This is a genomic window from Lacrimispora sp., assembly GCF_036758025.1.
Classification (GTDB): Bacteria; Bacillota; Clostridia; order Lachnospirales; family Lachnospiraceae; genus Lacrimispora.
The window spans coordinates 119,098-143,212 of sequence record NZ_DAIOXM010000002.1 but is presented as its reverse complement, the minus strand read 5'-3'; the positions used below and the strand labels follow the sequence as shown (position 1 = coordinate 143,212).

Below are 24,115 nucleotides of genomic sequence, written 5' to 3'. Positions count from 1 at the left end.
GCTTTAAGTTGAAGGAAAAGTAAGTAATTATATTTGGGCTCCTTGAAAATATACACTGACGCCAAGAAGGCAGTGGCTTCGATGGTCATCTGAATCACAGCAACAAGGTACGTTGAAACCACTGTCCTACTTGAGCAAAAAGCTTAGGAAATATAGATTGCTGAGACGAGAAATAAGGTAGGAAGTCATCAGCAATTGGAGAATTAGATGAAAAACATATTCATAGAAGGAATACAGGGGTCTGGTAAAACAACATTGATGAAATCTCTATATAAAAAACTAGATGGATATCATATGTATTTTGAGGGAGATATTTCTCCAGTTGAACTAGCATGGTGCAGCTATATGACGGAGGAAGAATATCAGCGTACCCTTGTAAGATTTCCTGATTTAGTTTCAGAGATAGAAAAGCATACAATAAAAGAAGAAAACCATTTTATAGTAGAATATACACAAATCTTGACTGATACAGGTGGGTTTCATCATTACATGGAGCAGTATGAGATATATAATGGAAGGCGGTTATTTGATGACTTTAAAGACTTAATTCTTAGCCGGTTAAAAAACTTTAATGGAACAGGAAATTTGTTTGAGTGTTCTTTATTTCAAAACATAATAGAGGAATTAATATTGTTCCATTGCAAGACGGAGGAAGAAATCATTAGTTTTTATAGAGAAATATTTGAAGTTATCAAGCAAAAAAACTTTATTTTGCTCTATCTCTACTCTGATGATATTGAAAGTAATATTTTGAAGATTAAAAAAGAGCGTTCTGACGAAAACGGTGTGGAGATGTGGTATCCTCTTGTGATGAGATTTTTAAACAACTCACCGTATGGAAAGAAGTTTGAGTTTGCAGATATATCAGATATGATTGCGCATTTTAAAATACGTATGGACCTTGAATTAAGAATAATTAAAGAAATAATGGGAGGATATTCAATGATTTTACCTGCCAAGATTTATAATATAGAGGATGTTATAAATACAATAGAAGACTAATATTATATTTTGCCACGTAGTATAAAAGGCAACTTCCGTCACATATTGAATGCATGATTCTGATGCAGAAGCCGATTTTTTAGATATAGCCCCCAAATAATACCAAAACCATTTTTTAGCAAAAGAAATCATGATCTAAAATCATACCACAGAAAAAGATGGAACCGGAGATTTGAAGTGCACTTTCAGCACTCTGATTCTCCGGCTTTTTTCCGAAAAGGAGAACCATACTAATTATACATAAGCAAAACAAGAAAACATCTATATTCCAATACTAGCTATGTAAAAAAAGCATGTCCGAAAATAGCCGGATATTTCTTATATATGTGATATAATTAAAACAAAAACAGGAAGGAGGATAAATAATGACAATGAATGATAGCGGTCTATATGCTGCATTTCAGGCGAAAGATGCACGTTTTGACGGACGTTTCTTTGTAGGCATTTCAACCACAGGAATATACTGCCGCCCGGTATGCAGGGCACGAAAGCCTAAACCTGAAAAGTGTACATTCTATACTACGGCAGCGGAAGCGGAACAAGCTGGATACCGGCCTTGCCTTTTGTGCAGGCCAGAGGTTGCTCCTGGTACTTCCATAACGGATGCTTCTGCTAATTTAGTTTATCGTGCAGCGAGAATGTTGGAAAAAAATTGCGGAAACAGACAGAGCTTAGAGGAAATAGCTGCACGGCTTGGTTATACTGACAGACACTTGCGGCGTGTATTCACCGCAGAATACAATGTGTCACCCGTTCAATACCTTCAAACATGCCGGCTGCTTCTTGCTAAAAATCTACTTACAGATACGGATTTATCTGTTCTGGATGTTGCAATGGCAGCAGGTTTTGGCAGTTTGCGCCGTTTTAACGATTTATTCAAAAAACATTACAATCTTGCTCCCACGGCTTTGAGAAAAAAGTTGTCGAAAGAAAAAAAGCATAACAGTGACATTACCCTGGCTTTGGGCTACCGCCCTCCCTACCATTGGGATAAAATGTTGAACTTCCTTGCAGGACGAGCAATAGCAGGAATCGAGGTTGTAAATAACGGTGAGTACATGAGAACCGTGGAGTTGGAAAACGCAGAAGGAAAGAGTGTATACGGTTGGGTGCGGGTAGGCCATGAACCTAAAAAGAATGCATTAAGCGTTACCATGAGTGAATCTTTATTGCCTGTACTTCCGCAAGTGTTAGCACGAATACGGCATTTGTTTGACTTATATTGCGACCCGGATGCAGTATATGAAACACTCAAAGTAATGAATGATATTCGCCCCGGGCTTTGTACTTTGGGAACTCGCGTACCGGGGTGTTTTAACACTTTTGAAATGTCGGTGCGAGCGGTACTTGGACAACAAATCACTGTGAAAGCTGCCAGTACATTAGCGGCAAGAATTGTTGAAACTTACGGCACACCTGTTCAAACGGGGATACCGGGCTTGACCCATATTTTCCCGTCACCCCAAGATATATTAGCTATGGGTGAGAACATTACAAATAATCTCGGTTTATTGGGCGTCACCTCTGCAAGGTCAAATACAATTTACCAACTGGCCCGAGCATTAATACAGGAAGAAATTGATTTTGACCTTTGTGCCCAGCCGGAAGAAGAAATGAAAAAACTAATGGCTATTCGCGGTATTGGAAGCTGGACAGCTCAGTATATTGCTATGCGTGCTATGGAATGGCCCGACGCTTTCCTTGAAACAGACGCAGGCGTAAAAAAAGCATTGCAGCCCTATACGTCAAAGGAATTATTGAAAATGGCGGAAGCATGGCGGCCGTGGCGCAGCTATGCCACCGTGAATCTTTGGAACACGTTATAAGGAGGGATCAAAATGTACTATTCAACAACATATTCGTCACCCATGGGAACAATTACCCTTGCCTGTGACGAAGGTGGTAATAATCTTGTAGGCTTATGGACAGAAGGGCAAAAGTACCACGGGAATACCATACTCGAAGCTATGACAGAAAACAACCATATGCCTATATTCGATACTGCAAAGAAGTGGTTAGATAGATATTTTGCAGGTGAAAAGCCAGATATTTCAGAATTGTCCCTTGCACCTATTGGCGGCGAATTTCGGCAAGGGGTATGGAGTATCTTGCGTGAAATTCCATACGGAGAAGTAATAACCTATGGCAGTATTGCTAAAAAGATGGCTGAAAAAATGGGTAAGGAAAGTATGTCGAGTCAAGCAGTCGGAGGAGCAGTTGGTCACAACCCTATCTCTATCATCATACCCTGCCACCGGGTAGTCGGTTCCAATGGCAGCTTAACAGGCTTTGCCGGAGGCGTTCAAATGAAAATTAAGCTGCTTGAACTGGAGGGAGTTGACTTAACCGGGATGTTTGTACCTAAAAAGGGTACGGCACTTTAAGATATTGGGAGCATTAGACAAAGAGGCAGCACCTGAAAACTGTCACCGTCACTTAATAGATGATTTTTTAGGCATAAAGATTGAAGGGATATATTTAAGGTAGAATCTATGATTATTAGTGCAAGCCGGAGAACCGATATACCGGCATTTTATTCAGAGTGGTTTATGAACAGGCTGGCAGAGGGATATGCCCTTATCCCCAATCCGCGTAACCCTAATCGTTTGGGACGTGTAAAACTTACGCCTGAAAATGTGGATTGTATCGCATTTTGGACAAAAAATCCTATCCCTATGTTTGAGCGGTTTTCTGTGCTGGATTCAATGGGATATTCCTACTATATGCAATTTACTCTTACGGCGTATGACAATACTATTGAAACAAATTTACCGCCAAAGGCAGAGCTATTACAGGCCTTTATTGAAATGTCAAAACAGATAGGGCCCTGCCGGTCAATATGGCGGTATGACCCGATTATTATTGATATAAAGCATCCTATTGAGTGGCATATAGAACAGTTTACAGCAATGTGTGAATGCCTTCAAAGCTATACGGAGCGGTGCGTTATTAGCTTTGTTGACCCATATAAAAGCCTGAATAACAGGTATCGGGCATTAACAAATGGCGAAATGACTGCAATTGCCTCCGGCTTTGCAGAGATCGCGGATAAATATGGTATTACACTTTATACATGCGCTGAGGAAATTGAGCTTTCTCAATATGGCATTAAACATGGATCGTGTATCGACCAACAGTTAATTGAAAAAATAATAGGCAGCCGAATTGTAGCCAAAAATGACGCAAATCAACGTACCGCGTGCCGCTGCATAGAAAGTGTTGATATTGGAGCCTATGATATTTGTTCCCATGGCTGTGCGTATTGTTATGCCACATCAAGCACCAAAACGGTATTGCACCGTATGGGAGCTCATGACCCTCATTCCCCCATGATTGCAGGACATCCAAAGGGTGATGAGATAATAACTGAACGTACCGTATCGTCACAAAAGATCAACCAGCTTTCCTTGTTTTAAGAGGGGTGACACTTACAAAATCATAAGCGTCTCTTAAAAAATTTAGTCCAACTTAAGGTAAATGTGTACATTTCGTTCTCGATATTTTCAGTGAGAACAGCCTGTGTTTTTTAAAACATTTACCAAAGTGGCTCATTTGGTGAAATCTTCCGCTGGTTGCAATATTGCCGATAATCTGCTGACATTACTATGAATAAATCGAAATATATGGGAAGATAATAGTAAAAATAAAACTGTTATTAATATATAAGAGAACGTCAAGTAGATGCAGGAGATTAATATGGCAGCCAAAATAAATTTAAACGAAGTAACAATAACTGAATTGAGTAAGATAATAAGAAATAAGACGTTCTCTATAAAAGAGATTGTTTCACAATATTTAGAGCAAATCGACTCTTTCGATAAAGGTTTTAATGGATTAAATTCTATACTTGAGATAAATTCTGATGCTATTACAATAGCAGAAGATCTTGATGACAGATATAACGATGATTCTGGTTTGCTTTATGGGGTACCTATTCTTTTAAAAGATAATATAAATACTGCAGATAACTTGCACACATCCGCAGGATCACTGGCATTGGCAGATTCACGTCCGGGAACAGACGCTGAGATTGTAAAAATTTTGAGAAAAAAAGGTGCTGTTATTCTTGGTAAAACAAATATGACTGAATTTGCCAATTATATGACAAAAGGAATGCCAAACGGATATAGTTCCAAAGGAGGAATTGTAAAATCACCATACGTTTTAGGTGGAAACCCGGCAGGTTCCAGCACCGGTTCAGGAGTTGCGGTAGCAGCTAATTTATGTACGGCAGCTTTTGGCACGGATACTTCTGGCTCAATTGTATCCCCCGGTTTAAGTAATGGTATTGTAGGGTACCGTCCAGGCAAGGGTGCTTTGAGCATAAAAGGGATTATACCCATAAGCTTTACTCTTGATATGGTTGGTCCCATGACAAGAACCGTTAAAGACGCAATTATTATTTTTAATGAAATATCAGATAATAAAATACACTTTACAGAAAAGACAAATCTTAAAGGTACTGTAATAGGAATCGACCAATCTGCCATAGATAATATGTCCCAGGAAGAAGAGAAGAAGGTTAATGGTATTTTAAGTAAATTAAAGGAAGCTGGTGCAATCTTAAAACGAATGCATCTAAAAACAATTCCTAATAAAAAGATAGATAACATTAAAAAATATGAATTTAAGCATGCTATGAATCAATATTTAGCTGAGTTACCACAAGATTATAAAATAAAAAATTTAAAGGAAATAATTGAATTTAATAATATTCATAAAGAAGAAACTTTAAGATATGGTCAAATATTATTAGAAGATGCCCAGAATAATACCTCTGGTGAAATGACTGAATCTATTTATCTGGATACGTTAAAAAATATAGAGTTTACTAAACAATATATGAAGGATCAGCTAAAGGGTGTAAATGTATGTATTATATTTAAAGATCACCCAATTGTTCAATATACAGGTTTACCGGCCATTACAGTACCCTGCGGGCTATATAATGATGGAATGCCTTTTGGAATAAATATCATCGCCCAAACTGATGAAGAACTATTAAACACAGCTTATGCAATAGAACAAATCGCAGGCAGAAGAGTTGAACCTAAATTTATTGGATATTAAAAAAACGTTGATTACACTAAAAAATGCTAAGACTAAAATCCTCAGTACGCTGAGGATTTTATTGTTGTCAGCCTTTATTATTACTAAATTTAGAAGGTTTGTCTCTTGATTTGATTCGCCCAAATGAATACAATATATTCCATATTTTTTGAAGAAATATGAAAAAAGGATTATACGACTGTTCGGGAAGCAGCTGAGAAATGGAATATCACATAGCGATGGATACAAAAGCCCTGCGAGGAAAACAGGGGCCAGTGGGGTATGGATGAAACCCAAAGATATGCTACTTCCAAAGAGGAAATTCTGGACAAGCTATACATCTGCAAGGGTAGGCGGTGCGATATTTTGCATTATGGATATACGCGCTTTTCCACTTGAAAAGCGGTAACACCTAAATGAACGTTGCAAGAATAATGAGTACAGATATGCAGAGAAAACCATGCAGGAAGATATGGATGGGTTCTGATTTTCGTTGATATTACAGGTGTTTCTTGCTATACTTAATAACAAAAGATTGCTGGATACTCCGGCTTTAAATGGGAATTTTATAAAATAAGATGTATGGAGGAATTTATGAGCAAGTTAATAAAATTAGATTAAGATTATTAGGGAAAGCTCACATACACTTACATGATGAACTTCCCCCTAACGGCTCAACAAAGGCAAAGATGCCGCATGTGTTCCCTATATACTATTTTTTGTTTATAGTTCGTTACAGTACAGTGCGAATGCCATTACTATACAGGGAAACATTAAATGTTCACAGTATCTGTATTGAACAACGATATGAAAAAGAGAGGAAGTTATGGTGCTTTGCTTCTAAAAACATCATACAAGGTTAATATGACACTAAGCGAATTGATTAATAAATATTACGAAAATCTGAATAAAAATGATATTTATTTATGCCAGTACATCAGCAACCATAAAAAGGAATGCAGCAAAATGACCATTGATGAGCTCTCTTCCAGGTGTAATATTTCGAGAAGCAGTATTCTGAGGTTTGCACAGAAGCTTTCTTTAAATGGATATAGTGAACTAAAAGTGTACTTAAAACTGGAGACAGAAAACGTATCTAAGGCAGAACGGGATATATTGACAGAGGTTTGTGACGATTACCACCGTATGATTGACGATTTTAAATCAAGAGATTTCAAGAAAGTCTGCCAGATGATTTATGAGGCTAAACGGGTATTTGTCTATGGAACAGGAAGCATGCAAACAAGCGTGGCCAGGGAAATGCAGAGAAAATTTATTTACATGAAGAAATGCATTAACACAGTTGAGGGGAAAGGGGAGATGGTTCCCATCCTGGATATGCTTACCCAGGAAGATGTGGTGATTATTATTTCCCATTCCGGAGAATCGGAGCAGGTGATATCCTGTGCCAAAGAGATAAAGATCAGGAATATCCCGCTGATCGCCATTACAAAGATGAAAATCAATCCTCTGGCAAGGCTGAGTGACGAAACACTTTACGCTGGAACTTCTTTAATTGATTCCACAGTAAACGATAATTACGAAACATCCATGTTGTTTTTCATGTTAACAGAGATACTTTTGGTAAAATATATGCTTTATAAGGGGGAAATAGAGAGTGTACTTTCCCCGGACGAAAAATAATGCAATATCATAAGCCTGGGAAAAATCTTATTTCCTGAGAAAAATACCTGAATGGAGGATTCCTGCCTTAATACCTCGGAACTATTGAATGCAAAAAGAGGATTTGATATGATGATTGCAGCCTAGGTTCCAAGCACGTGTTACAAGAATCGATTTTTCATTCAGGAGGGAAACATGAAAGATAATATTATTGGAGGGTTGCAGAAGTTTTCAAAGGCAATGATCTCCTCCGTATTATACCTGCCGGCTATCGGCATGGTGATGGTAGTCTGCAATATTTTTACCAACGCCAATATTACCAATGCATTGCCCATATTAAAACAGGATTGGCTCTACCTTCCTTTTAAGGTGATCTATGATGCACTGTTGTCCATTTTTGCCAATTTAGGTCCGATTTTTGCCATTGGCATTGCTTTTGGACTGGCAAAGAAAAAGAAAGAGCATGCGGCTCTGGTTGCATTTATGTCACTGTTTGTTTACTTAGCTTCCCAGCAGTCTTTTCTGAAATTGACAGGAAGGCTTTCTGAGACTACCGGGGGAGCAACTGGTCAGGCAATGATGCTGGGATTTCAGGTCATCAATGCCGGAGTTTTCATAGGCATTATCATTGGAGTCGTGACCGGCCTGATACACAACCGCTATTGCGATAAGGATCTGGGAGATATCTTTTCTGTATATGGCGGGACAAAGTTTGTGTTCATTGTGATGATTCCCATCATGCTGGCTATGTCCATCGGATTTACCTATATTTGGCCTCCGATCCAATCCGCTATTAACAGCCTGACAAACTTTATCGGAACCTCCGGTGCACCAGGATTTTTCGTGTTTGGATTTTTAAACCGCCTGTTGATTCCTACCGGACTGCATCAAATTTTGGAAAGTGTGATTTATTACACGGATTTAGGCGGCGTTGCAACGATAGGCGGACAGGTGATTTCAGGTGCCAGAAATATTGCCCTGGCTGAAATTGCAGATCCCGGCACTGCAAAGCTGAGCATTACCACTGTTTTTGCCTGTGCAAGTATTGCAAAGATGTTCGGTCTGACAGGTGCAGGACTTGCCATGTTAAAGTGTGCAAAGCCGGAACAGAAAAATAAGGCGAAAGCCATTTTTATTCCTGCTATTTTGACTTCTGCACTGACTGGAATTACAGAACCTATTGAATTTACATTCTTATTTGTCAGCCCCATACTGTTTGTAATTCACTCTGTATTGACCGGATTTGCCCTGGTAGCTTTGTATCTTTTAAATGTGACAAGCTGCACCATGGGAAGTATCATTGACGTATTCTTATATAATGTTCCAGCCGGAGTGGCTAAGACCAATTGGCCTATGTTTCTATTAGTTGGTGTTGTACTGATGGCTCTTTATTACTTTGTATTCTCCTGGTACATTTTAAAGTTTGATGTGAAAACTCCGGGACGTGATGACAGAGAGGATATCACATTAATAACAAAGGCGGATTATAAGGAGAAGAAGCAGGGCGGCTCCCATGACGATGATTTAGAGATTGGAAAGAAGATTATGGAAGCAGTGGGCGGCAGAGAAAATTTGGTATCCATTGATAACTGCTTTACCAGGCTGCGTCTGGAGCTGAAAGATATGGAAAAAATCAATGAAGAGCTTTTGAAAGAAACAGGAAGCAGGGGAGTTGTTAAGCAGGGAAATGAAACTCAGATTATTTACGGAACCAATGTTAATAAATTTCGTAAAATGCTGGAAGATTACATGGAAACGCTGGTTGATAGAACAGGAGAGTGATTTGGATGAAAAAAGAACAGAATTTTTCTATATTGATAGCCGGAGGCGGCAGTACCTTTACACCTGGAATTATTTTAATGCTTCTGGATCATATGGATACCTTTCCCATCAGACAGATCAAATTATATGATAATGATAAAGAGAGACAAGAAACCATTGCCAGGGCCTGCGAGATTTTATTAAAGGAGCGTTTTCCTCAGGTCAGCTTTTCCTATACAACAGATCCGGAAAAAGCATTTACAGATGTGGACTTTGTTATGGCCCATATCCGTGTTGGAAAATATGCAATGCGGGAGAAGGATGAAAAAATTCCGTTAAAGTATGATGTAGTGGGACAGGAAACCTGCGGACCTGGTGGGATTGCTTACGGCATGCGTTCCATCGGCGGAGTTCTGGAGCTGCTGGATTATATGGAAAAGTATTCTCCCAATGCCTGGATGCTGAATTACTCCAATCCTGCAGCTATTGTGGCAGAAGCCACCAGAAAGCTTCGTCCCAATGCAAAAATTATTAATATATGTGATATGCCTATTGGAATTGAGCGCAGTTTTGCCACTATATTGGGCTTAAAGGACCGAAAAGAAATGATCTGCCGTTATTACGGTTTAAATCATTTTGGATGGTGGACAAGTATCACTGATAAAGACGGAAACGATCTGATGGAAAAGCTGAAAGATTACGTAAAGGATAACGGATATGTGGTCAATACCGTTGATTTTCAGCATAAGGACCCAAGCTGGAAGGACACTTATATGAAAGTGAAAGATGTGTATGCACTTGACCCGGATACACTTCCTAACACGTATTTAAAGTATTATCTTTGCCAGGATTATGTGGTTGCACATTCTGATAAAAGTTATACCAGGGCCAATGAAGTTATGGCTGGAAGAGAGAAACAGATTTTTACGGCGGCTCAGGAGATTATTGATAAAGGAACAGCGGCAGACTGTGCATTTCATGTGGATAATCATGCCTCCTTTATTGTGGATCTGGCACGGGCTATTGCATTCAACACAGGTGAGCGTATGCTTTTGATCGTGAAGAATGAAGGTGCCATATCAAACTTTGATGAGGATGCTATGGTTGAGGTTCCCTGTATTGTAGGTAAAAACGGACCGGAGCCGTTGGCTATGGGGAAAATCCCTATTTTTCAGAAGGGATTAATGGAGCAGCAGGTTGCAGTGGAAAAGCTGGTGGTGGAAGCTTGGGCGGAACGATCTTATCAAAAGCTGTGGCAGGCCCTGACTCTTTCCAAAACTGTGCCAAGCGGAGAGACTGCTAAGAAAATTTTAGATGATTTAATTGAGGCAAATAAGGAGTTCTGGCCGGAGCTTCGGTAGGTTATGGAATAGTATAAAAAGTTATCATCTTAACATGATAATCAAATTTAAAAAGCGGTTTTTGAGACAGGAGGTTTTCCAGTGTCCCAAACCGCTTTTTCTAAAATTGCCAGCTTCTGTCCAGAGATTTTACGAGATCCATCTACCTCCAAGTCAGCAGTAGCTCATACTATTAAAACGTATCGACAATTGGATGTAGTAGTGAATCATGCATCTGTACAGCCATATACCGGAGATATTATGGATGTATCGGACGAGCAACTGAAAACACATTCCTCACTAAAGTCTATTCACTTTTTATATGACAAAGGCCGCGTTGCCTTATTTAAAATATGGCCGCTTAACCATTTGAAATTTCACCAGCATATGTTTATTTGGCTTCAAACGATTCGGCATATGTTACTGGACAGATACTTCATGTGAATGGCGGCTTAATTCGTTATTCGTAGTCGTAAATTCTTTGGGCCATTCTATCAAATTCTGTCAATTTTTGTCCATTTCCACTATTTTATTTTTTTAAAGAGTTTACAAATTGGACATAATACACTAAAATATTAATACAAGTTATTTTTATAAAATAGCTTGTATTAAATATGATTAACAGTCATTTAGAGAGGGAGGTACATACATGAAGGGAAATGTAATCGTCGGACAATCAGGTGGACCAACAGCTGCTATTAATTCAAGTTTAGCGGGGGTATATCGTACAGCCAAGGACCGGGGGGCTGGCAAGGTTTATGGAATGCTCCATGGTATTCAGGGATTGTTACAAGAAAGATATGTAGATTTAGCAGAATTCATCATCACTGAACTGGATGCAGAATTACTAAAAAGAACTCCTGCTGCTTTTTTAGGTTCCTGCCGCTACAAACTTCCGGGAATCCACGAGAATAAAGCAGTATACGAAAAGATATTCAGTATTCTTGATAAGCTTGAGATTGAAGCCTTTATTTATATTGGCGGAAATGACTCTATGGATACAATTAAGAAACTTTCCGACTATGCCATTGTCACCGGACACTCAACTCGTTTCATCGGCTGTCCCAAGACCATTGACAATGATCTTTCCCTTACGGACCACACCCCAGGCTTTGGAAGTGCGGCAAAGTACATCGGAACCTCAGTAAAAGAAATTATACGAGACAGTTTCTGTTTGGAATATGAAAAGGGACTTGTATCTATTGTAGAAATTATGGGACGCAACGCCGGATGGCTGACGGGGGCTGCTGCTCTTGCAAGAGGTGAAGATTGCGCTGGGCCCGATTTAATTTACCTTCCGGAGCTGCCTTTCAATATAGAGAAATTTGCCTTTAAGGTACGGGAGCTTCTTTCAAAAAAATCGTCAGTTGTGGTGGCCGTATCGGAAGGGATTCGCCTTGAGGACGGACGTTATGTATGTGAGCTTGGTCAAAGCGTTGATTTTGTAGATGCATTCGGCCATAGACAACTTTCTGGTACCGCCAGCTATCTGGTAAGCTATATTGCAGGAGAGATTGGCTGTAAAACACGTGCCATCGAGCTTAGCAGCCTGCAGCGCGCTGCTTCACACTGTGCCTCCCGGGTAGATATTCTGGAAGCATATCAGGTAGGCGGTGCAGCAGTAAAAGCTGCTGACGAAGGAGATTCCGGTAAAATGGTAATATTGAACCGTCTCTCAGACGACCCATATCAGAGCGGTACAGAATTAAAGGATGTCCATAAAATAGCTAACGATGAGAAGCTGGTTCCCAGGAACTGGGTGAATGAGGAAGGAAACTATGTAACGGATGCGTTTGTCAATTATGTCCGTCCCCTTATTCAGGGTGATGTATCTCCCGTTATGGTAGACGGTATTCCAAGACACTTATTCCGTTCCATATAAACCATTTCCGCTATTGTTCAGCCATGTACAAATGTTTAAATAAACTCTTACAAAAGTTACGGATACAGGTATGGTTAAAAAGATTGATGAACATGGGAGAGTTGTTGCCATGGCCAATAGACAAGAGATTCCTATTGATGATATAATTGGTGCAGTGGGACAGATATTTGAACATTATGAAAAAAAGAAATTAGTTATTATATAGCCCAATCGGGGTATATTAAAGTCTAAGCTTAAGTTAAAGGAGGATTTATCTATGAACAAATATATTTTTAATGATTATTTTCATGAACCAGAGGGAAAAATTGCCAAGCGGATGCTTTTCAAAAGCGATGATGTAATTGCCTTTGTACTAAACATTGCAAAAGGGGAAATACTACCGGGACACACACATATGGAATCAACCCTTTTTCTGCAGGTTATGGAAGGCAATGCCAATGTTGTCACAGATGGCAATGAAACTCCGCTGCAGGTGGGCGAGTTAATGCAGGTTGATGGACAGGAAAGTCTCCAGGTTATAAACACCGGTGAAGGTGTTTTGCGACTTTACGTGACAATTTCACCAATGGGTTCAGAGGCTTTTGCAACGGATGCAAATGTTTAATGACTTCTCTTTATGAAATATACCTCGATAAATAGGAGTTTCCTGTTATAATTAGCGCAGCTAATTTGTAAAAAGGAAAGTATGAGGGTCAGGATCATTGATTTATCAGCTTAAATGTAATATACTTTAAACGTATAAAAATTAAACACGAGGTAATTAGTTAAAATGATCATATAATCTTATCCAGTTTTTATAAGTTACAGTAGTATAGACAAAGCGGACATATCTTTTAATATTGAAGGTATGCTGACTTGTATTGCTTAAACTGCTGTAAGTTTCGGATAGGATCATAATAGGGTCAGTTTAACTAGAATAATATAGTATGAAAGGACTGTTTCTGTTTTAAAACAGTTCTTTCATATTAAATTTCTATAATAAGACTTATAACCTTTCCGAGACTTTTAGTTTAGGAAAGGTTTTTTTATATAAAAAATGAAAGGATAAAAAGCAAATGAATATAAACATAAATGAATATAAACTTCCTATGGAAAAATCAGGGCCATATGGAATTACTGCAGGATATGACGGAGCGATGTGGTTTACAGAAAACAAAGGAAATAAAATAGGAAGAATTACAACGGAAGGTGAAATTACAGAATATTTACTTCCAACTCCAGATGCAGAGCCTTTAATTATAACAAAAGGAATTGATGGAGCCATATGGTTTACAGAATATAAAGCTAATAAGATAGGAAAAATTACAATGGAAGGAAAAGTTACAGAATATGAGATACCTACTGCCGGTTCAGGCCCTTATGGGATCACATTAGGTCCTGATGGAGCGATGTGGTTCACAGAGATTACTGGTAATAAAGTTGGAAGAATTACCGTAAATGGGGAAGTTAGAGAGTATGATTTACCTAATCCTGGTTCATTTCCATCAATGATTGCAGAAGGTTCCGATGGAGCACTTTGGTTTACAGAGAACCAAGGCAACAGGATCGGTAGAATTAGCACATCTGGAGATATAGCTGGATTTAACATTCCAACTACAGCCTCTGGCCCGGTTGGAATTTGCAAAGGAGGAGATGACGCTATTTGGTTTGTAGAAATAATAAGCAACAAAATAGGCCGGATTACGACACTGGGTCAATTCACCGAATATTCACTGCCAACACAAGATGCAAAACCTCATGCAATTATACCGGGTAAAGAAGGTGAACTTTGGTTTACAGAATGGGGAAGTAACCAGATTGGCAGAATTAAATCAGGGGGCGAAATAATTGAATATCAAATTCCCACAATAGATTCAGAACCTCATGGCCTGGCTCTTGGACCAGATGGAGCAATATGGTTTACAGAGGAATGTGGAAAAATTGGTCAGTTAATCTACTAACAGGCCGGATTCATCTTATTGTCTATTGTTTAATTAGATTGGAAGGAGCGAATGGTTATGAATGGACCAGATAAAAACAAACTTTACCCAAATGAAAATATAAAGACGGTTTGCTATATCAGTAATCTGCCTGAAAAATTAAATGTTGAGATTGGAGAATATACCTATTATAGCGATAATAAAAATTCTCCAGAGAAATTCTATGATAATATAGAGCATCATTATGAGTTCCTGGGGGATAAATTAATAATAGGTAAATTCTGTGCAATAGCAGAGGGTGTTAAGTTTATCATGAACGGAGCAAATCACAGAATGGACGGAATTACAACGTATCCGTTTAATATCTTCGGTGGTGGCTGGGAAAAGGTCACCCCAACAGTAGAGCAGCTGCCTTTCAAAGGGGATACTGTGATAGGCAACGATGTTTGGATAGGGCAAAATGTAACGATTATGCCAGGTGTTAAAATCGGCGACGGTGCCATCATTGCTGCAAACTCTACTGTAGTAAAAAATATTGAACCTTATACAATACATGGCGGAAATCCAGCTAAGTTTATCAAGAAACGGTTTAGTGATGAAACGGTTGAATTTTTGCTGAAGATTCAATGGTGGAACTGGGATGAAGAAAAAATATTTAACAATCTTGAAAAACTAACATCAGAAATTGGTTTAAAACAATTAATGGAACAATACTTTTAAGCGGTTGCCGTCAAGGAATAACCAGGGTTTGCTGTTAATAATTTTTCTCACAAGATTTAATATCCGGCTGAAAGAAAAGAATAGACAAGTACACAATATAGGGTGTACTATACAATCAGTATGATTAAAACTCATAAGGAGGCATTATGAATAAGTTAATTAAAAATGGTATGATTGTTACAGATTCCGAAGTGTTTCAGGGAGATCTCCTTATAGAAGGTGAATTGATTAAGGCAGTCGGAAAAGATCTCTCAGCTGAGGATGCTGAGGTAATTGATGCCACAGGAAAGTATGTGATTCCGGGAGGTGTAGATGTTCATACCCATATGGATTTACAGGCTGGAAAGTACCGTGCAGTGGACGATTTTTATGATGGAACGGTTGCGGCAGCATGCGGAGGAACAACGACCATTGTAGATCATATGGCATTTGGCCCGGTTGGCTGCAGTCTCTGGCATCAGGTAGAAGAATATCACAGACTGGCTGATGGCAAAGCAGTAGTTGATTATGGATTTCACGGTGTGATTCAGCACGTAGATGAGACCATCCTAAAAGAAATGGGTGAGATAGCTGAAAAAGAGGGAATTACCAGTTTTAAGGTTTATACCACCTATGATTTAAAATTGAGTGATGATGCCATATACCAGGTCATGAAGCAGGCAAAACAGGATGGAATTGTGATTGCCGTACATTGCGAGAACGATGGCGTGATAACTCATCTTAAAAAGAGCTATGTGAAAAAAGGCTGTACCCAGCCAAAATATCATCCGCTGAGCCGTCCGGCCCGCTGTGAGGCAGAGGCAGTGGACAGACTGCTGCATATCGCAGCCATGGCAGGGGATGCACCGCTTTACATCGTGCACTTATCCAGCAAAGAAGGTATTCTGGAGGTGATGAAAGCGAGAGAGGCTCATCAGAAGAATTTTGCAGTGGAAACCTGCACTCAGTATTTGGCTCTGACTGATGAGATGTACGAGGATGACATTGAAGGATTTAAAGCTATTCTTTCTCCGCCGCTTCGCAAACAAGAGGATATTGATGCCATGTGGCAGGCATTGCAGGACAATGTGCTTGATACCATCGGAACGGATCACTGTCCATTTCATTTCACTACAAAAAAACAGGCCGGCGCCAATGACTTTACCGCTTGCCCCAACGGTGCTCCCGGTGTGGAAGAGCGGATGCTGGTTGTCTTTTCGGAGGGAGTACAAAAGGACAGAATTACACTTCCTCAGATGGTGAAATATTTATGCACCAATCCTTCCCGCATGTACGGCATGTATCCCCAGAAGGGAACACTTTTGCCGGGTTCTGATGGGGATGTGGTGATTTTAGACCCTAATAAGGAACGTATTTTGACTCATGAGGATATGCATGGAGCCTCAGATTACACCTGTTACGAAGGGATGAAGGTAAAAGGTGATATTGACCTTGTACTGCTGAGAGGAAATGTCATTGTCAAAGATAATGAATTCCTTGGAAAGAAAGGCGACGGAAAATATTTGAAGCGCCATAAGAGCGTATTAGCGGAGGATTAAAGCTGCTGATTGTTATATCTATAGTACAGAACTGGACTTGCTGCAAAAGCAGGGGAGTCCGGGCTTAGTAAAAGGTGCCGGTGTTAGTTTCTTTAAACACCGGCACCTATGCGTTGCAGTTTCAGCAGCTTTTATTATATTAAATTAGACATCGAAAAATAAGCACTATCATGCTATAATCAATATTGCTATTAATAACAAGGATTAAAAAAAGATGGGTATAATAAATATTTAAAATCGCATACAAGAGAGGAACATACTTGAAGAAAATAGGTATCTATGTTTGTGGAAATGTTTCAAAAAAATGTACAGCAAATGGATGCATGACGGCATTCAATGAGAATCAGGATTCTTTTACCATTTATGATGAATCAGATTATAAATTGGCGGCATTTAATAACTGCAGTGGATGTGATGAGTCTCCTATGGAAAGTCTTTTAACTAAAATTGAAAAATTTAAAAAGGCAGATGTTGATACCATTCATCTGTCCTCATGTATTAGAAGTAAATGCGAGTATTATCAGGAGTTTGTGGAAGAATTATCGAAAGACTTTGATGTAATAGGATATACTCACGGATCTGCCCAAGGAAAAAAGGATAATAATATTAATAAGAAAAAGTTAACCCCAGTAGAAAAATAATATTCATATTGAAAATAAATGCCCCAGGAGGTAATCATGATTAAGGTTCAAAACTTGTCCTACTCATATCCGCAAAAGGATTTATATAAAAAGGTTTCATTTACAATAGAAGATGATGCTCATTGTGCATTGATCGGCACCAATGGTACAGGAAAAAGTACGTTACTCGATTTGCTGATGGATCCGGAGGAGTATCTGTACGATGGGAAAATAATCATAGACAATACAGACAGAATCGGATATGTCAGTCAATTTTCCCAGTTAGATCCCAAAGAAGATATGACGGTGTTTCAGTATATCAGCCATGAGTTTGTAAAGCATGAGCAAAAACTATTTGATTTTTATAAGGAAATGGAGACTGCTGCAGATCTGGAAAAGGTCTTTGAGGAGTATCAAAAAGAATTAGATGAATGGAATGCCATTGATGGAGAGTCTTACGAAATCAATATTAAGAAGCAATTAAAGCTGGCCGGCCTGCAAAAGTTAGAAGAGCAGAAGATCAGCAGTCTGAGCGGCGGAGAATTTAAGCTGGTTCAGGTAATCAAAGAGATGATGCTGAGTCCAAGGTTTCTTATTATGGACGAACCGGATGTGTTTTTGGATTTTAAGCATCTGAATGCGTTAAGAAATCTGATCAATGCCCACAAAGGAACACTTCTTATTATCACCCATAACCGGTACCTGTTAAACCATTGCTTTAACAAGATACTCCACATGGAAAATATGGATGTCCAGGAATTTGACGGAACCTATACCGAATATAATTATGAACTTCTTTCTATGAAGATTGATTTAGAAGAGGCAGCCGCCGCAGACCAGGCTGAGATTGACCGCCAGAGTAAAATCTTAGAAAAATCCAGAGCGAGAGCGACGGCAATGGATAACGCCTCCCTTGGAAGAGCCGTGCATGCGAGACAGACCATAGTGGATCGGCTGAAAGCAAGAAAAACAAAGGCTCCTTTCGTGGATATCAAGCAGCCGGAGATTTATTTTGAACTGGAACATGAAGTGGCAGATGAAAATATTCTGGAATTGACGGATTACAGCGTTGCATTTGATGAGCAGCTTTTAGAACATGTGAATTTTGAAATGAAGCCTTCAGAGCATGTGGCAATTGTGGGGAGCAATGGAACCGGAAAAACAACAATGTTATGTGAAATCTTTGAAAATAAGAAAGACACCATCAGAATTAGTGAAGATGCAAAGGTTGGCATGTTTTCCCAGATTACGGGCTCATTATATGACAATGGGAAAACGCTGCTTGAAATTTTTGAAGAAAAAGGTTTTAGCACAAAAAGTGATATAGAGGATTATTTGAAAAAATATGGTTTTGAAGGAGATACCCTTGGTCAGAAAGTGAGTGAATTATCCGGCGGAGAAAAGGATCTGTTTCAATTAGCGGTACTCTCATTAGAAAAAGCCAATTTCCTGCTGTTGGATGAACCCACAGGGCATTTGGATGTTTATGCGCAGATTGCATTAGAAAAAGTAATTTCAGAGTACAAGGGTGCAATTCTTATGGTGTCCCATGATTATTATACGGTGGCCAATTGCATGGACGCTGTACTTTTGGTAGAAGACAATACTGTGCGCAGAATGAGCATCCGTAAATTCCGGCAGATGATTTATGCCAATCATTTTGACAAAGATTATCTGCTGCTGGAGCAAAAGAAAAAAGAGACAGAAACCAGAATTCAGCAGTTGCTTCGAGCGAATGAATTTGAAACGGCCAAGGACTTAATGGAGATATTAGAAGAAATCATTAAAAAAATGAAGCCGCTTCGTTCTCTTTCCTAGAGCATGACTGAACAGTCATAGAATGGAGAAACCAGTGAATACAGCACAAAAAATAAAAACTCTGCGGAACCACCCGCTAATTGAATTATTAAAACACAACAAAGGAAATCCAAGAACTCTGATTTTTATGGAGCCTCTCTGGGGTATTCCGTATAACTTAATCGCACCTTTTGCCACACTATATATGTACACCCAGGGAATAACAGATGTCCAAATCGGATTAATTCTGTCGGTTTCCATGTTTGTTCAGGTACTTTTTTCTTTCCTTGGCGGTATAATCACTGATAAACTGGGGCGCAAATTTACGACCATGATGGGTGACTTCTTTGGCTGGGGTGTGGCTTGCCTGGTGTGGGCTGTTTCAGATAACTTTTGGCTCTTTTTAATTGCAGTTTTATTTAACAGTTTTGAGCAGATTAACCAGACCGCATGGTATTGTTTATTGATTGAAGATGCAGATTCCAAGGATTTGTTAGGAATATATACCTGGGTGAACATAGGCGGTCTGGTTGCGATCTTTTTTGCACCCATTTCAGGATTGCTGATAAATTCCTTTACCGTAGTTCCTGTTGTCCGCATTTTATATCTTGTTTTCGCTGTAAATATGGTGATTAAGTCGATTATTACTTTTCGTCATTGTAAAGAAACCCGGCAGGGAACGATTCGTATGGCCGAGACAAGTAATACCTCTGTTTTACAGATGTTATATGAATACAAGGATCTGATACCCAAAGTGCTGATGAATAAAGAGATTATGAAGGTACTTGTTGTCTCGGTGATTTTACATATAACGACTCTTGTCAATACCAACTTCTTTAGCTTGTATGTAACCCAAAGACTGGGCATAGAGAATCGTTACCTGGCTTTTTTTCCTATTTTGAATGCAGCGGTGATGCTGATTTTTATGATTGGAATACAGCACCGCCTGGAATTTGTGAAATTTAAGATTCCTATGTGGATTGGTCTCGTATTGTATGCCTCATGTTCTCTTCTTCTGATCATGACTCCCATCGGCAGTATGCCGTTTATTATCATTTATGTATTTGTTGCGGCAGTAGCCAATGCCCTTGTAGTGCCTCGTAAAGATGCATTGCTCCAGCTAAACATCAATCCGAGGGAGCGGGCGCGTATTAATGCTTTGATTATGTCCTTTACCATTGCTTTTGCCTCACCCTTTGGTTACTTGGCCGGCTGGTTATCAAGTATTGACCGGCGTTTGCCATTTGTGTTTACATTTACTGTTTTCATAGTGGCAATCATTATCGTTGGCCGTATCCGTAATCCTGAATTTGCTAAAGAGTATGGGGAGACAGAAAAGGGACAACCATAACCAGGTGCGTTTCTCCTGAAATGATATAAAAATCCAGGTAACCGTTCATAATAACAAAATGGATTTTCCCGAAATTAAATCTTATCATTAAGGAGTGTGATTGGTGTAAAATCGAAAAAATCAAACTCATTTACGCTTTATTGTTCAAGTTAATGAAAGGCAGGACAAATAAGGTTTTGAACGTGACCGCCGGGGTACTGACAGCTTTAGCAATATTGTTTGTGGTCTATCTATTGGTAAATCACCGATGGATACGTATCAGATAGATAATTGTTCAGGGCAATGACTGCCTGCTTAAATCCAAAAATAAAACAAAGGAGAAGAAACCATGATTACACCTTACCTTACATTCAACGGTAACTGCAAAGATGCACTGAATTTCTACCGCTCCGCTTTTCACTGCGATGAGCCAAAGGTTATGCCCTATGGTGACTATATGCCGGAGGGGTCAGAGACACCGCCTGAACTGCTGCGCACTTGGGTTATGCATGCCGAGATGGTCATTTGCGGTACCAACGTCTGGTTTGCTGATGAAGCTATACCGAACAAGAACGGTAATAACATCAAGCTAAGTGCCACGGTATCTACAGGCAAGGAAGCGGCGGCTATTTTCCATGCGCTTTGCGTGGGCGGCCAGGTGACACTTCCGCCGACTGAGACTTTCTACAGCGTGTTCCACGCTGCAGTAACAGACCAGTTCGGTGTGGACTGGAATGTGGTGGCTGAAGAAGCACCTAAATAATTGGAGGGATAAGAATGAATAATGAACGTGTATATAGAATGAAGTTTTCCAGCGTTTACCCGATGTATATTCAAAAGGCTGAACGTAAAGGACGCACGAAAGAAGAAGTGGATATCGTCATACAATGGCTGACCGGCTACGATGAACAGGGATTGCAGTCTCAAATTAATGGAGAAGCGGACTTCGAGACATTCTTTGCCCAGGCTCCTCAAATCAATCCCAATGCTTCCAAAATCACCGGAGTAATCTGCGGGGTTCGTGTGGAGGAAATCGAAGATCCGGTTATACAGAAGATACGCTGGTTAGACAAATTGGTGGATGAATTGGCAAAAGGTAAGCCCATGGAGAAGGTGCTGAAATGACTAACTGGAAACGGAATGCAACATTATACATTATTGGGCAGTTCATGTCAATGTTCGGCTCAATGCTGGTGCAGCATGCCATAACCTGGCAGATCACCCTTGAGACTAAATCCGGTGTGATTATGACGCTGTTCACCTGCGCTGCATTATTGCCGATGACGCTGATTTCACCGTTTGCAGGTGTATGGGCCGATAGACACAACCGCAAACACCTTATCGTAATATCCGATGCATGTATTGCGCTGGTAACCCTGGGCCTGGCGGTCGCGTACATCTCCGGTTACAAAAATGTATGGCTTATGTTTATCGTTGTGGTTGCCCGGTCCTTTGGACAAGGCATACAGCAGCCTGCCGTATCCGCAATGATACCGCAAATTGTGCCAACGGACAGTTTGCAGCGGTTCAACGGCATACAAAGCTCGATCCAGTCGCTGAATATGTTTGCCGCACCGATGGTGGCAGGTGCATTGCTGTCCTTCCTGCCGATTGAATATATTTTCTTCATTGATGTGGTAACTGCTGCAATAGGAATAAGTATAGTTTTGATATTTGTCAAGGTGTCCGGCGTTCCGCACACAGAGGAAATAAAGCATGGTATAAAGGCATATTTTCACGAACTGCGGGAAGGACTGCGGTATATCAATTCCAAAGCGTGGCTGAAAATTATTATCATTTACAGTGCGTTCTTCAGTTTTTTTGCCTCCCCCTCAGCTCTTCTTACTCCGCTTCAGACAGCCCGTACATTCGGCGATGATGTTTGGCGGCTGACCGCGATTGAGATTGTATTTTCCATCGGTGCAGTCATAGGCGGCATATTGATTTCCGTGTGGGGCGGTTTCAAAAATAAGGCCCACACCATTGTTATGGCTTGCGCTTTATTTGGTTTGACTGGTTTTCTGCTCGGTGTCGTGCCGGACTTTTGGGTATACCTGAGTGTCATGCTCATTTGCGGCGCTACAATGCCCATGTTCAACACGCCGAGTATGACGCTGCTCCAGAGCAAGATTGATCCGGACAAAATGGGGCGGGTATTCAGTGTAATGATGATGTTCAGCGGGTTAGCAATGCCTCTGGGAATGGCTGTATTCGGCCCCTTGAGTGATGTCATGCGAATTGAGTGGCTGTTGATTTCAACCGGTATGGTGATATTCCTCAGCGGCCTTGCGTTGCTTGGGGCGCGTTCATTAATTGAAATCGGTGAATCGTAGTATAAGCATTTATAAACGTTTTACCTTTTGCTTATATTTACAGATAGGAAACAAATTCTTGATAATCATATCTCAAGGAGGTAATTGATATGAAGAAAACACAAATAATAAAAATAATATGCGCTCTGATTTTGTTAATAACTACAGGCTGCAGTGCAGAAAATAAAGCAACGGAACAGGAACCTGAAAGCTCCGTAACAGTGACTGATAATGCTGACAATGAGCCAGATGCCCCCGATGTGTCCGTAGTCAGGATTGATAGCTATGAGAATCTGGAAATTTCTGATTGGCTGGATTCGGATACCGTCATTGTTTCAAAGGAAAACGAGTCGCTGGGAAAAATGACTTTGGAAGAATTTGCGGATTCTCATCCCAGAAGCCTATATCTGTATGATCTTAATACGAAGGAATATAAGCTGTTAAAAGAACAGGAAGATATTAATCTGGGCGGAGCAAAACTATCACCGGATAAGAAAAATCTTTTATACTATGGCAACAGTCTGGGCGATCCGTCATATTATGTGCTCAATATTGAGAACTTGAAAAGTTTTAGCATTTCAGGGGAACCTATCGGAAGTGCAGGAAGCGCAAAATGGGCTGATAAAGATACCATTATTGGAGCCGGATATATGAGTGGCGCCTATTATGCCACTATGGATGGACACATTACCTCTTTAAAGGAATTGGATCAAAAAGCTGTATTTATTATTGAGAAGATAAAAGATAGGGTTTATTATAACACGGCTGATGACACGGCATTGATGGCCGTAAATCAATCTGACAAGGAAATCGTGAATCTTGGTTTGACCGATGTTTCCGGGGTATATCCCTCTCCCGATGAAAATCAGATGCTGGTTTTACAATATAACGGATCAAAACAGGCTTTATTGCTTTGTGACAGCGACGGGAAAAGTGTTAAAACCATTGCCGAAGGGCTTGATCTTGGCGGAGTATCCTGGGCTCCTGACCAGGGGATGATTGCTTACAGCATAAAGGGAGATGGAAGCAGTACTGAGGGCGGTGTTTTGTACATTTATGATATTTTAACGGGCAAGTCCACTCAGATTGCGGCAGATATGGGAGCTGTAGTTACCTGCTGGAGCCCCTCCGGTGAAGAACTTGTTTATTCTCAGTGGGATGGGAAACAGTATCATAGCAGCATTGTTTATTTGGAATATTCCTTAAAGAAATAGCAGAGATA

Annotated in this window: 22 protein-coding genes; all 22 read left to right on the top strand. The window is 39.9% G+C overall.

From position 1 onward, the window contains the following. The first annotated feature begins 207 nt into the window (after positions 1–207). A complete protein-coding gene (locus V7M78_RS03000; RefSeq protein ID WP_333646297.1) occupies positions 208–1,002 on the top strand; it encodes a hypothetical protein in 795 nt (264 codons plus the stop codon). Between the two features lie 365 nt (positions 1,003–1,367). Then, a complete protein-coding gene (locus tag V7M78_RS02995) occupies positions 1,368–2,828 on the top strand; it encodes an AlkA N-terminal domain-containing protein (RefSeq protein ID WP_333646295.1) in 1,461 nt (486 codons plus the stop codon). A gap of 12 nt (positions 2,829–2,840) precedes the next feature. After that, a complete protein-coding gene (locus V7M78_RS02990) occupies positions 2,841–3,386 on the top strand; it encodes a methylated-DNA--[protein]-cysteine S-methyltransferase (protein ID WP_333646293.1) in 546 nt (181 codons plus the stop codon). 108 nt (positions 3,387–3,494) lie between these two features. After that, entirely contained in the window at positions 3,495–4,418 is a 924-nt protein-coding gene (locus V7M78_RS02985) for a DUF1848 domain-containing protein (protein WP_333646291.1), read from the top strand. Between the two features lie 280 nt (positions 4,419–4,698). Then, entirely contained in the window at positions 4,699–6,072 is a 1,374-nt protein-coding gene (locus V7M78_RS02980; protein WP_333646289.1) for an amidase family protein, read from the top strand. A 756-nt stretch (positions 6,073–6,828) separates the two neighbouring features. Continuing rightward, entirely contained in the window at positions 6,829–7,695 is an 867-nt protein-coding gene (locus tag V7M78_RS02975) for a MurR/RpiR family transcriptional regulator (protein WP_333646288.1), read from the top strand. Between the two features lie 174 nt (positions 7,696–7,869). Beyond that, complete coding sequence (locus V7M78_RS02970; protein ID WP_333646287.1) at positions 7,870–9,456, top strand: PTS transporter subunit EIIC; 1,587 nt, start codon at positions 7,870–7,872, stop codon at positions 9,454–9,456. Positions 9,457–9,461: 5 nt separating this feature from the next. After that, positions 9,462–10,796 carry a 6-phospho-alpha-glucosidase gene (locus V7M78_RS02965; protein ID WP_333646286.1) on the top strand — a complete coding sequence of 445 codons (1,335 nt, stop codon included), beginning with the start codon at positions 9,462–9,464 and terminating at the stop codon, positions 10,794–10,796. A 353-nt stretch (positions 10,797–11,149) separates the two neighbouring features. Next, the gene (locus V7M78_RS02960; protein WP_333646630.1) at positions 11,150–11,245 is read left to right on the top strand and encodes a hypothetical protein; all 96 of its coding nucleotides are present in this window, start codon (positions 11,150–11,152) and stop codon (positions 11,243–11,245) included. A 179-nt stretch (positions 11,246–11,424) separates the two neighbouring features. Continuing rightward, positions 11,425–12,657 (top strand): 6-phosphofructokinase, encoded by a 1,233-nt coding sequence (locus V7M78_RS02955; protein ID WP_333646284.1) that lies wholly within the window; start codon positions 11,425–11,427, stop codon positions 12,655–12,657. Positions 12,658–12,727: 70 nt separating this feature from the next. Next, positions 12,728–12,862, top strand: a complete 135-nt coding sequence (locus tag V7M78_RS02950) for a hypothetical protein (protein WP_333646282.1) — start codon at positions 12,728–12,730, stop codon at positions 12,860–12,862. A gap of 51 nt (positions 12,863–12,913) precedes the next feature. Next, positions 12,914–13,261 (top strand): cupin domain-containing protein, encoded by a 348-nt coding sequence (locus tag V7M78_RS02945; protein ID WP_333646280.1) that lies wholly within the window; start codon positions 12,914–12,916, stop codon positions 13,259–13,261. Positions 13,262–13,712: 451 nt separating this feature from the next. Beyond that, the gene (locus V7M78_RS02940; RefSeq protein WP_333646278.1) at positions 13,713–14,597 is read left to right on the top strand and encodes a Vgb family protein; all 885 of its coding nucleotides are present in this window, start codon (positions 13,713–13,715) and stop codon (positions 14,595–14,597) included. Positions 14,598–14,654: 57 nt separating this feature from the next. Further along, positions 14,655–15,296: a Vat family streptogramin A O-acetyltransferase gene (locus V7M78_RS02935; protein WP_333646276.1), complete on the top strand. Its 642-nt coding sequence runs from the start codon at positions 14,655–14,657 to the stop codon at positions 15,294–15,296. Positions 15,297–15,442: 146 nt separating this feature from the next. Continuing rightward, the gene (gene hydA, locus V7M78_RS02930) at positions 15,443–16,834 is read left to right on the top strand and encodes a dihydropyrimidinase (RefSeq protein ID WP_333646274.1); all 1,392 of its coding nucleotides are present in this window, start codon (positions 15,443–15,445) and stop codon (positions 16,832–16,834) included. Positions 16,835–17,094: 260 nt separating this feature from the next. Next, a complete protein-coding gene (locus tag V7M78_RS02925; RefSeq protein ID WP_333646272.1) occupies positions 17,095–17,475 on the top strand; it encodes a CGGC domain-containing protein in 381 nt (126 codons plus the stop codon). Positions 17,476–17,511: 36 nt separating this feature from the next. Further along, positions 17,512–19,272: an ATP-binding cassette domain-containing protein gene (locus V7M78_RS02920; protein WP_333646270.1), complete on the top strand. Its 1,761-nt coding sequence runs from the start codon at positions 17,512–17,514 to the stop codon at positions 19,270–19,272. A gap of 34 nt (positions 19,273–19,306) precedes the next feature. Next, complete coding sequence (locus tag V7M78_RS02915; protein ID WP_333646268.1) at positions 19,307–20,602, top strand: MFS transporter; 1,296 nt, start codon at positions 19,307–19,309, stop codon at positions 20,600–20,602. Between the two features lie 328 nt (positions 20,603–20,930). Then, positions 20,931–21,344: a VOC family protein gene (locus tag V7M78_RS02910; protein ID WP_333646266.1), complete on the top strand. Its 414-nt coding sequence runs from the start codon at positions 20,931–20,933 to the stop codon at positions 21,342–21,344. Positions 21,345–21,358: 14 nt separating this feature from the next. After that, positions 21,359–21,706, top strand: a complete 348-nt coding sequence (locus V7M78_RS02905) for a DUF2200 domain-containing protein (protein WP_333646264.1) — start codon at positions 21,359–21,361, stop codon at positions 21,704–21,706. Further along, positions 21,703–22,914 (top strand): MFS transporter, encoded by a 1,212-nt coding sequence (locus V7M78_RS02900; protein ID WP_333646262.1) that lies wholly within the window; start codon positions 21,703–21,705, stop codon positions 22,912–22,914. The genes V7M78_RS02905 and V7M78_RS02900 overlap by 4 nt, the downstream gene beginning before the upstream one ends. Before the next feature lie 89 nt (positions 22,915–23,003). Continuing rightward, positions 23,004–24,107 carry a hypothetical protein gene (locus tag V7M78_RS02895; RefSeq protein WP_333646260.1) on the top strand — a complete coding sequence of 368 codons (1,104 nt, stop codon included), beginning with the start codon at positions 23,004–23,006 and terminating at the stop codon, positions 24,105–24,107. The last annotated feature ends 8 nt before the right edge of the window (positions 24,108–24,115 follow it).